Origin of the sequence: Mesorhizobium sp. M0618, from assembly GCF_040320765.1 — a bacterium.
Lineage (GTDB): Bacteria > Pseudomonadota > Alphaproteobacteria > Rhizobiales > Rhizobiaceae > Mesorhizobium.
The window spans coordinates 86461-98407 of the sequence record NZ_JAMYQH010000021.1; the positions used below are offsets into that span (position 1 = coordinate 86461).

At 62.8% G+C, this 11947-nt stretch carries 12 protein-coding genes; 4 read left to right on the forward strand and 8 right to left on the reverse strand.

The features are described from left to right. The first annotated feature begins 4 nt into the window (after positions 1-4). A complete protein-coding gene (locus NKJ04_RS21870) occupies positions 5-1477 on the forward strand; it encodes an MFS transporter (RefSeq protein WP_352677359.1) in 1473 nt (490 codons plus the stop codon). A 25-nt stretch (positions 1478-1502) separates the two neighbouring features. Here the strand turns inward: NKJ04_RS21870 and NKJ04_RS21875 are convergent, their stop codons facing one another. The 3 genes from NKJ04_RS21875 to NKJ04_RS21885 form a co-directional block, all read right to left on the reverse strand. After that, on the reverse strand, positions 1503-2000 hold the full coding sequence (locus NKJ04_RS21875; protein WP_023812239.1) for a MaoC family dehydratase: 498 nt from the start codon (positions 1998-2000) through the stop codon (positions 1503-1505). A 192-nt stretch (positions 2001-2192) separates the two neighbouring features. Beyond that, positions 2193-2621, reverse strand: a complete 429-nt coding sequence (locus NKJ04_RS21880) for a phasin family protein (RefSeq protein ID WP_128303992.1) — start codon at positions 2619-2621, stop codon at positions 2193-2195. Positions 2622-2731: 110 nt separating this feature from the next. Beyond that, positions 2732-4027, reverse strand: coding sequence for a DUF445 domain-containing protein (locus NKJ04_RS21885; RefSeq protein ID WP_352677360.1), 1296 nt, complete (start codon positions 4025-4027; stop codon positions 2732-2734). A gap of 276 nt (positions 4028-4303) precedes the next feature. On the opposite strand from NKJ04_RS21885, the gene rirA reads away from it, so the two are divergent. Next, positions 4304-4768: an iron-responsive transcriptional regulator RirA gene (rirA, locus tag NKJ04_RS21890; RefSeq protein WP_352627958.1), complete on the forward strand. Its 465-nt coding sequence runs from the start codon at positions 4304-4306 to the stop codon at positions 4766-4768. Positions 4769-4883: 115 nt separating this feature from the next. On the opposite strand, the gene NKJ04_RS21895 is transcribed toward rirA, so the two are convergent. Genes NKJ04_RS21895 through hemP form a run of 5 tightly spaced genes read right to left on the reverse strand, consistent with a single transcriptional unit; the run spans position 4884 to position 9001 of the window. Continuing rightward, complete coding sequence (locus NKJ04_RS21895; protein WP_352677361.1) at positions 4884-5675, reverse strand: heme ABC transporter ATP-binding protein; 792 nt, start codon at positions 5673-5675, stop codon at positions 4884-4886. Between the two features lie 6 nt (positions 5676-5681). Next, on the reverse strand, positions 5682-6779 hold the full coding sequence (locus tag NKJ04_RS21900; RefSeq protein WP_352677362.1) for a FecCD family ABC transporter permease: 1098 nt from the start codon (positions 6777-6779) through the stop codon (positions 5682-5684). Between the two features lie 11 nt (positions 6780-6790). Beyond that, positions 6791-7699 (reverse strand): heme/hemin ABC transporter substrate-binding protein, encoded by a 909-nt coding sequence (locus tag NKJ04_RS21905; RefSeq protein WP_128303989.1) that lies wholly within the window; start codon positions 7697-7699, stop codon positions 6791-6793. A 10-nt stretch (positions 7700-7709) separates the two neighbouring features. After that, the gene (locus NKJ04_RS21910; protein WP_128303988.1) at positions 7710-8771 is read right to left on the reverse strand and encodes a hemin-degrading factor; all 1062 of its coding nucleotides are present in this window, start codon (positions 8769-8771) and stop codon (positions 7710-7712) included. A 23-nt stretch (positions 8772-8794) separates the two neighbouring features. Then, positions 8795-9001, reverse strand: coding sequence for a hemin uptake protein HemP (gene hemP, locus NKJ04_RS21915; protein WP_023757683.1), 207 nt, complete (start codon positions 8999-9001; stop codon positions 8795-8797). A 197-nt stretch (positions 9002-9198) separates the two neighbouring features. On the opposite strand from hemP, the gene NKJ04_RS21920 reads away from it, so the two are divergent. Next, positions 9199-11409 carry a TonB-dependent hemoglobin/transferrin/lactoferrin family receptor gene (locus NKJ04_RS21920; protein ID WP_352677363.1) on the forward strand — a complete coding sequence of 737 codons (2211 nt, stop codon included), beginning with the start codon at positions 9199-9201 and terminating at the stop codon, positions 11407-11409. A 5-nt stretch (positions 11410-11414) separates the two neighbouring features. Further along, positions 11415-11858, forward strand: a complete 444-nt coding sequence (locus tag NKJ04_RS21925) for a hypothetical protein (RefSeq protein WP_023812248.1) — start codon at positions 11415-11417, stop codon at positions 11856-11858. Positions 11859-11947: the final 89 nt, after the last annotated feature.

The following is an 11947-nucleotide window of genomic DNA, read 5'->3' on the forward strand; positions in this document are numbered from 1 at the left end:
CGCCGTGGCAATCGCTGAGCAAAATCGAAATGAGTACGTGTCGGCGCAGCCACAAACCCAATCTGCCCGCTGGGCGCTGGCAAGCCTGTCGCTCGCCACGCTGCTGTCGTCGCTGGGAACCAGCATTGCCAGCGTCGGGCTGCCGTCGCTGATGCAGAATTTCGGCGCGACGTTCCAGGCCGTGCAATGGGTTGTTCTGGCCTATCTTCTCGCCATCACCACACTGATCGTCAGCGCCGGTCGGCTGGCCGACATGTTCGGGCGCCGGCCGTTGCTGCTTGCCGGCATCGCGCTGTTCACATCGGCATCGGTGCTCTGCGGCCTGGCGCCGACGCTGTGGCTGCTGATCGCCGCACGCGCCGTGCAGGGACTTGGCGCGGCGCTGATGATGGCGCTGACGCTGGCCTTTGTCGCCGAAACCGTGACCAAAGACAGAATTGGCAGCGCCATGGGCCTGCTCGGCGCCATGTCCGCGATCGGCACGACACTTGGCCCTTCGCTCGGCGGCCTTTTGATCGCCGGCTTCGGCTGGCGAGCGATCTTCCTCGTCAATGTCCCGCTGGGTGTGCTCACCTTCGCTCTCGCCTGGCGTGCCCTGCCGGCACACAGCAAGACAGCGCAGCAGGTCGACCGAGGCACGTTCGATGTCGTGGGCACCGCCTTGCTGGCCTTGACGCTGGCCGCCTATGCACTGGCCATGACGCTGGGCAGAGGCAATTTCGGCGCACTCAACATCGGCCTGCTGATCGCTGCCGGCATCGGCGTGTTTCTCTTCGCCGCCGCGCAGGCGAGAGTGAAAAACCCCTTGATCCAGCTTGCCAGCTTCCGCGACCTCCAACTGAGCGCCAGTCTCACCATGAGCCTCGTCGTCGCCACGGTGATGATGGCGACCCTGGTGGTGGCCCCGTTCTACCTGTCGCGAGGACTTGGGCTCGATGCCGCAATGGTCGGCCTCGTCCTGTCCACCGGGCCGCTCGTCTCGACCTTGTCGGCGCTGGTGGCCGGACGCCTGGCCGACCGCTTCGGCGCCCACAGGATGATGGTCGCAGGCCTGCTCAGCCTCGCGACAGGCACGTTCCTGCTGTCGCTCGCCGTGATCAGATTCGGCATTGCCGGCTATGTCGTTGCGATCACCGTCACCTGCATCGGCTATGCCCTGTTCCAGACATCCAACAATGCAGCCGTCATGACCGGTGTCGGCGCCGGCCAGCGCGGCGTCGTTTCCGGCCTGCTCAACCTTTCGCGCAACCTCGGGCTGATCACCGGCGCCTCGTTGATGGGCGCCATATTCGCCGTCGCATCGGCCAAAGGGCAGGAAGGCATTGGACTTCTGAGTTCCGAGGCCGCAGCACGGGGAATGCAGGTCACATTTCAGACGGCCACGGTGCTGGCGCTGGCTGCACTGTTCCTCGCACTGCTCTCGGCCCGCGCCGAGTTCAAGCGGCAGAGGCTGGTGGAAGTATCACAAGACCTCTGATTTTGCGCTCCAGGTGAACAGCCTCTCACGCCCCTGCCCGCTTGCGGCGTTCATAAAGCATGACCAGCGTTTCGGCCATCAAAGCAGGCTTTTCCTCGCCTTCGATCTCGACCGTGTTGGCGGCCTTCATCAGATACTGGCCGGGGCCCCTGTCCTCCATGGACAGCAGCGTGATGCGCAGTCTGATGCGGGCACCGACCTTGACCGGTGCCAGGAAGCGTACCTTGTCGAAGCCATAATTGAAGGCGGCCTGCGTATTCTCGGGCACGATGCCCATGCCGAGCGCCAGTGCGCCGATGATCGACAGCGTCAGATAGCCATGCGCGATCGTCGTGCGGAACGGGCTTTGCCGCCGCGCCCTTTCAGGGTCGACATGAATCCATTGATGGTCGCCGGTGCATTCAGCGAACTGGTCGATGCGGTTCTGGTCGACCGTCGTCCACTCCGACACGCCGAGTTCCAGCCCGGCCATCGTCCTCAACTGCTCGTAGGTAGGCGGCGTTTTAGGCCGTATTTCGTTCATTCCTGGTTTCCCGATCGCTTCCAGAGCCTCCGGACCACGAACTGACGGCCTCTGTCAATTCGCTCTGCGCGAATCCGTTCCGTCGATTTCGGCCGCAATCGTGCCACGCCGCCGGCGCAGTCGCAGGTCAAATCGGGCTTTCCGGGCTTCAGGGCGCTGTCGGCAGCAATGAGCCGGCCCCGGCCACATCCGCTACTTCTTCTCGTAGCCGGCGCGGATTTCCTCCATCGCCTCCTTGATGCGGGTGCGCAGGATGTCGACCGATTCGGCACCGGATTTCTTGACCAGTTCAGCCACTTCGCCCGCATTCTTCAACGCGGCCTCGAAGGACTTCCTGGCAAACTCCCTCCGTTTGGCCATCAGTTCCTGCGGATTGCCCGGCGCCCTGTAGCTTTGCGCGATATCGGTGACCTCGCGCAGCGTATCCTGCAGCATCTCGCGCTGCCGGGACAACAGCGAGGTGGCGCCGGCGGCACCGGCTCGTGCCGATTTCTCCAGCGCTTCGATGTTCTTGCGATGATGGGCGAGGATCGCCTCGACATCGACATTGGGCACCTTCAGGTCGCGGCCGAACCTGCCGAACATGTCCATGAAAGAATCGGATTCCGGTTGTTTTGCCATGCTCGTTTGCTCCCCTTTGCCGCATGATGCGGGCACCCTCGGCGGGAGAATAGCACTCGCATGCCGCGAGTCCATGAACGCGGAGGAATGAGCGCCAGTCGGGCCGCGCATCAATTCACGAGGAACAGCCGCTCGGCCACATAGAGCACGACACCGGCGAGGCCGCCGATGATCATGCCGTTGAAGCGGATGTATTGCAGGTCCTTGCCGATGTTCATCTCGATCAGCCGCGTCAGCTGCGCCAGGTCCCAGCGCTTGACCTGGTCGGCGATGAATGTCGACACGCCGGCCTTCTGGCTCTCCACGAACGACGCCAGCGCCACCACGAACCCCTGGTTCATGTCGGCCCGGATCTGCGCATCGCCGGCAAGATGGCGGCCGACCTCGACGAACATGTTGGCAAGATGCGCGCAAATGACCGAATTCGGCGCCTTGGCGTCCTGCTCGATGAACTGGCTGAGGCTTGCCCACATGTCGCCGGCCAGTCCCCTGACTTCCGGCCGGGCCAGGAAATCGCGCTTCAGCTTCTCGGCACGTTTGGCATATTGCTTCGATGTCCTCAGCTTTTCGATGAAGCCTTGAGCGAAATGGTCGAATTCGGCGCGCATCGGGTGATCGGGATCGGCCCTCACCTCGTCGAGCAGCGAACCGGCCGAGGCGACGATCTTCTTCAGCAGATAGGCGTCGGCGCGGAACAGGTTGAACAGCGACGGCAATTCCTCGCGGATCTTCTCGCGCATCGTCGCCAGCGCCTGTTCGTCATTGAGGAACCTGCCGATCACCTTGGTGAACTCGTCGAACAGTTTCTGGTGGCGGCGGTCGTCGGTAAGCGCTGACAACAGCTCGGCGGCCAGCGGCGCCAGCGGCACCTTTTCGATCTGTTCGAGCATGCGGCTGGTGACGAAGCCGCGCAGGCCGGATTGCTCTATCGCCGCCAGCGTCTGCGGCACCAGCCGCACGACGAAGCGCGACAGGCCGGCGGCGCGCTCGGTATCGGCCAGCCAATCGGCGACCAGCGCCGAAAAATCGACCTCGGCGAGCTTTTCACGCACCGGTTCAGGCGCCAGGAAGTTGACCTCGATGAAGCGCCCGAGATTGTCGGCGATGCGGTTCTGGTTCTCGGGGATAATGGCGGTGTGCGGGATCGGCAGCCCCAGAGGTCGCCTGAACAGCGCCACGACCGCGTACCAGTCGGCGAGGCCGCCGATGGTCGCCGCCTCGGCAAAGGCAGCGATGAAGCCGAGCCACGGATGGACGTGCTCGAATGATTTGGCGAGCGCAAACACCAGCACGCAAAGCGCCAGTGCGGCCGCCGCGACGAATTTTGTCCGCCGCAACGCGGAAAGCTTGGCATCCGCTTCGGCATCGAAACGGACAGGCGCCAGGGACGAAGCCGATTGTGACATGGGTGAGCCGCTCCTCGTCGATCTCGGGCTATTTAGTGGTTTGACAGCCAAAATACCCGCGACAGCGGGTTTCGCCCGGAATCTTCCCCGGCCGCGCACACAAAGTTGAGGAGGAAATTCATCTATCGCGCGAAGCTAGTCTGGAATTATTCCAAGGTATAGGCCATATTCCGCCGAGGCCAATGTGGCGAATCCGGAAATTCGGGTCAAAGCCGCATCAGCAAAAATTTCCAGATCTGGCGTGGTTGCACCGCACCAGTACCTTGTGAGGACAAAATGCGGCTTACGCGCCAGACCAACTATGCCATGCGCATCTTGATGTATTGCGCGGCCAATGATGACCGATTGAGCCGCATCCCGGAGATCGCGGCCGCGTATTCGGTGTCGGAGCTTTTCCTGTTCAAGATCCTGCAGCCCCTGGTCGAGCACGGCCTTGTCCAGACCGTGCGTGGCAGGAATGGCGGCGTCAAGCTTGGCCGTGCTGCCGAAGCCATCAGCCTGTTCGATGTCGTGCGCGTGACGGAAGAGAGCTTCGCTATGGCTGAGTGTTTCGAGAACGACGCCGCCGAATGCCCGCTTGTCGACAGCTGTGCGCTGAACTCGGCGTTGCGCGAGGCGCTGAACGCGTTCTTCGCGGTGCTGGAGCGCTACACGATCGCCGATCTGGTGGCGGCGCGGCCGAATGTGCGCAACCTGCTCGGCATCGACATGCTGATGGAGCGCCGCGCCCCGGCTGCCTGAGCGTCTTTCTCCCCATTCTACGGGGAGAAATGCCCGGCAGGGCAATGAGGGGCGGCGCCGACTTCCACAATTGGCGCGCCCACAATTGGCGCGCAATGCCGGCCTCACCTGAATATCAACCGACCGAAGATTGCGGCAGCACGAACGGCATGTTCCCCGTCGGCAGGACGCCGACTTTTAGCCGGCAGTCGAAAACCTTCTCGATCAGGTCATCGCTCAGCACATCCCGCGGCGACCCGGTGGCGGCTAGCCTGCCGCGGTGCATGACGAAGATCCGGTCGGCATACATGGCCGTCAGATTGAGGTCGTGCAGGATGGCGACCACGCCGCCGCCCCTTCTGGCGAAGTCGCGGGCAATGTTCATGATGATCAACTGGTGCTTGATGTCGAGGCTGGAAACCGGCTCATCGAGGAACAGAAAGCGCGGCTTGCCGTCGAGCACCGGTGCCCAGACCTGGCACAGCACGCGTGCGAGCTGAACGCGCTGTTGCTCGCCGCCCGAAAGCTCCTGGTAGAAACGGCCGGCAAAGCCGTCGAGATCGACACGCGCCAGCGCCCGTTCCGGCAGCCGCGCATCCTCGCCCGGCAAGACGCCTGAGCGGCCGCCGACAAGGCCAAGCTTGACCACTTCCCGCACGGTGAACGGGAACGACAGCGTCGTCGCCTGCGGCAGCACAGCGCGATGGACGGCCACCTCTACCGGCTTCATCGTCGAGAGATCTCGGCCGTTGAGGGCAACGCGCCCGGTATAGGCGAGTTCGCCGGAGAGCGCTTTGAGGAAGGTCGTCTTGCCCGAACCATTGGGGCCGACGATGGCGGCGATCTCGCCGGGCCGCGCGTGGAAATCGATACCGCTGACGATAGGCTTGCCGGCGATATCAACCGAAACATCCTTGGCCTCGATCATCAAGCCTCACAAATCAACCACGCCGCGCTTGCGCAGCAGGATCCAAAGGAAAAACGGCGCGCCTGCTATCGCGGTGACGATGCCTATCGGCAGTTCGGCCGGCGCAACGATGGTGCGTGCGACCGCATCGGCCAGAAGCAGCAGCGAGGCACCGAGCAGCGCCGACGCCGGCAGCAGATAGCGATTGTCCGGACCAATCAGCAGGCGCAGCAGATGCGGTACCACGATGCCGACGAAGCCGATGCCGCCGCTGACGGCGACGGATGCGCCGACCGCGGCAGAGACGCCGACGATGGCCGTGTATTTCAGCCGCTGCACCGGAATGCCGAGATGACCGGCGGTCGCCTCGCCAAGCGCAAGCGCGTTGAGGCCGCGTGCCAGGAACGGCATCGCCGCCAGCGCCAGCACAATGATCGGCCCTACCGACGCGATCTTCGCCCAAGTCGCGCCACCGAGCGATCCGAGTTGCCAGAAGGTCAGGTCGCGCAACTGGCGATCGTCGGCCATGAAGATGAGGATGCCGGTCAGCGCCATGGCGAGCGCCGCCAGCGCGATGCCGGCGAGCAGCATTGTGGCAACCGAGGTTTGCCCTCGCCGCGTCGCTACCTGATAAAGCACCAGCGTGGTGGCGAGCCCGCCACAGAAGGCCGCCAGCGGCAGGGCAAATGTGCCAAGCAAGGCTGTCACCGGAGCCAATATCGTGGCGCCGAGCACGATGACGGCAACCGCGCCGAGGCTGGAGCCGGCCGAGACGCCGATCAGGCCGGGGTCGGCCAGCGGATTGCGGAACAGTCCCTGCATGACCGCGCCGGAGACCGCGAGCGCCGCGCCGACCAGCATGCCGAGAATGATGCGCGGCAGGCGGATGTCGTAGACAATCAGGCTGTCGCGGGCACTCACCGCGGCGTCATCAGGCACTGTGCCGAACAGCCAGTCGCCAATGACGTTGACGGCCGAAGCGTCCGAAGCCCCCGATGTCAGCGACAGAAAAATGGCAGCCGCGAGCCCCAGGCACAGCAGAAGGATGACGATGCGGGCGCGGCCCGACCGGTCGCCTTCGGATACGCTTGCCATCACCGGGCCGGCGATCGATTGATCGACCATGATCCGCCCGTTCAGTCCGTGACCTGCCCGCCATAAAGCGAGACAGCGAGGTCGTGGATGGCATCGGCCGTGCGTGGCCCGAAGCCGAGCAGATAGGCACCGTCGATGCGGATCAGCTTGCGCGCCGTTCCGGCCGGCGTCGAGGCGATCGACGGATTGCCGAACAGTTCGTCGTCCGACACCGGAGGCCCGGCATTGCTCATCATCAGGATCACGTCCGGTCTGGCGGTTATGATCGCCTCGTCGGACATTTGCTTGTAGCCGGAAAAGCCCTCGACCGCGTTGACGCCGCCAGCCAGCTTGACCATACCGTCGGCCGCGGTCTCGCTTCCGGCCGCCAGGATCTTGCCGCCCTGTATCGACAGCACGAACAGGATGCGCTTGCGCTCCTTGATCGACGCCGTCTGCTTCTCAGCTGCCGTGAGCTTGGCATCGAGCTCCCCGGCGAGCACCTCGGCCTTGGCATCGACGCCGAGCGCCTTGCCGACGATACGGACCTTTTCGAGGATGCCTTTGTGGCTATAGTGCTCGGGCACTTCGATGAACGGGACGCTCGTCTTCTTCAAGACATCGACGGCTTGCTTGGGACCGCTGCCATGCAGCGCCAGGATGCCGGTCGGGTTAACCGACAGCACCCCCTCCGGCGACAGCGCGCGCATGTAGCCGACATCGGGCAGCTCAAGCGCCGCCTTTGGGTACCGGCTGGTGGAATCGCGAGCCACCAGATGCTTTTCCTCGCCGAGCGCATAGACGATCTCGGTGATCGAGCCGCCAACGGCCACGATTTTCGAAGGATCGGCAAACACGGCCGTGCCTTCCATGGCGCTAGCGGATTGCAATGCGATAACAGCCATGGAGAGACCGATCACCGGCCCGAAAATAGATCCGCGCACGGTCGACAATCTTGGGAAAAAACGCATCGCATTTTCCTCAGGCTGCGGTCGGGTTTGGGATGCGCGGCAGGTTTTCCGCCAGGAAGCGCCAGTCGTCCCGCTCGCTTTCGCCTTCATGACGCTTGCCGAAGAACTGGATGAACATCTTGCCGTCGACGTCATAGACCTCAAGCGAGGTGACATGACCGTCCTTGGTCGGCTTGCGCACCGCCCAGACCTCCTGGATGTGGTCGGTCCGCAAATGCAGGTGGAAGGTTTCGTCCAGCACGTTGATCCATGGCCCCATCGGCTTGATCGACTTGATCGGACCGGAATGGATCTGGATACAGCCGCGGTTTCCCACAAAGCACATGATCGGCATCTCGCCCTCCGCAGCGTGATGAAACATGGCACGGACGGCATCATTGTCGAGCTGCCAGGCATAGTCTTGCCCGACCAGGCGGACCGCCTGCCGGCGGCTGAGCTTCAGCGTCTTCAGCATGCCGAAGAACTGGTGCACATCGGTCAGCCGGCTCCAGCGGTCGCGGAGATCGTCGAGATTGGCGGTCGTTTCGTCGCCATAGATCTCGTCATCGGGGAGTGGTCCTGAAATGTCGACCGTCGGCTCCTGATTGGACGATTCGAGCGCGGCAACCAGTTTCTGATAGGCATAGAGGCTGGAGGCCGGACGCAAATGCACCTTGTGCACGGCCTCGCCCGCCGCATCGAAAAACTGCAGGCTGCGGCGGATTTCGTCGCCGTCTCGCTTCTCGACGGCAAAGCCGTGTGCCCAGACCTTCGGGAAGATGCGCAGGTCGATGTTTTCGCCAAGCACCATGGCATTGTGGTTGCCGGTGACGACTTTGTCATAGACGCCGATCTTCTCGTGCACCGCGCTTTCATTGCGGGTCAGCGCCATGACCTCGCCGACGGCTTCGAGACCGGTCAAAAGATCGTTGACGCGTGGCTCGACACGGACGACGCCGTCGCCGCAGTGGGCTGCGACCAGCTCGGCCTCCGAAATGCCGAGCTGGGCGGCGAGATCACGCTCGCGCGTCTTCGGATTGTCTGTCCGTGCCCGCCGGATTTCATGCGGGGCGGGTTTTACGCGCTGGTCCATGTCTTGGTCCCTGTGGCCTTGCCTTACTTGTTGAGAATGAGCTTGCCCTGGCGGGTGATCTTCAGCCGATAGAGCGCGCCATGATGCTCGATGCCGATCTCGTGCTCGCCCTGGAACAGGGTGTTGCTGGACAGGGTTCGCACCGCCAGCGGAACCCGGTCGAAACGGGCGGAGGCATCGTCGGAGCGGCGGACGCGATAGCGAAAATCGTTGGGATTGTGGGTGTTCATCTGGATGGATCCCTTTCCTGTGCCGGGCGTCTGGCTAGGCGTTGCGTAATCCGATTCATTTCTTGACTTGAATAATCATGTTTACTAGTCAGTGCAATACCGGATTAAATGAGTCAACATTTAAGACCCCGGACAGATCAAAAATGCCAGCCAGCCCCGGGCCAGCCAGCATGAAACCTGGACTTTGGAGTTGGGGCATGGGGTTTGTGACTTGGGAATGGCGCGGCCGGTCGGCGGCGAACGGCGCAGCGGCTTTGCTGGCAAGCGTGGCGGCGATCGCCTTGTCGGCGCAGCTGGCCAACGCTCAGCAGGCGGCGCAGCCGGCGGACCAGCAGACAGATCAAACGAAGAAGGCCGACGAAGAAAAGGCGGCACAAGCGGGCGCAACGCTGCTCGACAAGATCCTCGTCATCAGCCGCACCGGCGAGACGGCGATCGAATCGCTGGCATCGACCAGCCATGTCGGCCAGGAACAGCTCGACCGCCGCATGGCGACGACGCCGAATGAGATGCTGCTCGGCGTGCCCGGCGTCGCCGCGCAGGCCGACGCCAGACGCGTCAGCACCAGTATCAACATCCGCGGCTTGCAGGATTTCGGCCGCGTCGCGGTGATCGTCGACGGCGCGCGCCAGAATTTCCAGCGTTCCGACCACGGCACGCAGTCGACCTTCTACATCGACCCGGAACTCGTCAAATCTGTCGACGTGATCCGCGGTCCTGTCGCCAACACCTACGGCTCGGGCGCAATCGGCGGCGTCGTCTTCTTCGACACCAAGGATGCCCAGGATTTCCTCAAGCCTGACGAGACATGGGCCGGCTCCGTCACGGGACGCTATGAGAGCAACGGCAAGGGCTGGACAACAAGCGCATCCGGTGCCTACCGCCTCAACGAGAACTGGGATGTGCTCGGCAACATCGTCTACCGCAACTATGACGACTACAAGGATGGCGGTGGCGACACGGTCAAGGGCACCGGCTTCGATGTGCTGAGCGGTCTGCTCAAGACCACCATCCGCCCGACCGACAACAGCGAACTGAAGCTCGGTTGGGTCGGCTCAAGCGACGGCTGGAACGAGATCAGCGGCGGCGTGCCGGTCAATGACGTCGACCTGAAGTCGAACACCTTCACCGCCCGCTACAACATTACGGATGAGGACAAGAGCTGGCTCGATGTCCATATCAACACCTCCTACAACAAGACCAATCTCGATCTGACCAGCCTCGTGCCTCTCAACCGGTTTGATCCGAGCACCGGCCTTCCAGTTGTTTTGCCGGCTGGCTCGACATCGACCTTCGACATCGACACGACCAGCATCGACATCTGGAACACGTCCAGATTCGAGACTGCCGCCATCGCGCATGAACTGACCTATGGCGGCGACTGGGCCGGCGACAACGTCGAGACCGGCGGCACCGCAGGTGGCGACAGTTTCTACACGCCGTCTGGCAAGCGCAACGTCTCCGGCGCCTATGTCCAGGACAAGCTCACCTGGGAGTGGCTCGAAGTCATCGCCGGGCTGCGTTACGACAATTACAGCCTCAAGGATGACACACACGAAACGTCGGGGGACCGGTTGTCGCCGCGCATCACCGTCGGCGTCTCGCCTTTCGACAGCGCCAGCCTTGCCGGCCTGCAATTCTACGGCACCTATGCGGAAGGATACCGGTCACCCTCCCTGTCGGAAACACTGATCAGCGGTCGCCATCCGGCGGGTGTCACCTTCCCGTTCCTGCCCAATCCCAATCTGCGGCCGGAAACCGGAAAGACCGTCGAATTCGGCCTCAACTACAAGCAGAATGACATCCTCGAAGCCGGCGATGCGCTGCGCATCAAGGCAGCCTATTTCAACAACGATGTCGAAGACTACATCGATGGCGTTACCCTGTCGCGGTTTGACCCGACAGCCGGCTGCCCGAGCGGACCCGGTATCCCGATATGCTTCCAGTACCAGAATTTTGCCAAGGCCAAGATCGACGGCTTCGAACTTGAGGGCGTCTATGATGCCGGATGGGGCTATGCCGGGCTTTCGGCCTCAATCACCAATGGTCATACCATTTCCTACAGGGACGTTCGGGCCGATCTGCTGACCATCCCCTCATCCCAGGTCACCGCGCAGCTCGGCTTGCGCTTCCTCGAGGACAAGCTAACCGTGGGCGGCGAAGTGCAATACAATGGCAAGCCCAAGGGCAACCCGATCGCCGAGGACTACACGCTGGTCAATGCTTTTGCCAGCTACCAGGCGACGGACAATTTGAAGATTGATTTCCGCGCCGACAATCTGTTCGATGTCAAATACGCCAACCCGCTCAACCTGACCACGGCCGGCCAGCCGCCGCAGCCGGTCTTCGCGGCCTACGAGCCCGGCGTCACCCTGAAGCTGGCGGCGACGATGCGATTTGGAGGCTGATTACCATGACGAGCTTGATGACATCCCTTCGTCTGCTGACCTCGATGCTGGCGATGTCGCTTGCGATGGTTCCGGCGTGGGCACAAGAGTCCGCGCCGGTCCCCGCACTCACCCTAGAACTCAATGGTGCGCAACCTTCCGACAAGGGTTGCCGCCTGACGTTCGTGGTCAACAACAATCTCGGCGCCGACCTATCCAAGGCGGCGTTTGAGATCGCCTTGTTCAACGAGGCAGGCGTCGTCGACCGGCTGACCGTGCTCGATTTCAAGGAATTGCCGGCGGGCAAGACCAAGGTGACGCGTTTCGATCTGGCCGGCACCGAGTGCTCGAAAGTCAGCCGCGTGCTGATCAACAGCGCGACCGAATGCACCGGTACCGGCGTCGAACCGAACGCCTGCATGCGCAAGCTGAAGACGGACACCAAGACCGGTATCGCTTTCGGCGTCTGAGGTGGGACTGCATCCCGCATTCCTGCAAAACAATGCGGCGTGGCCAGTTGCCGGCCACTGCCGACTGCCGCTGCGAGTGAACGATCTTG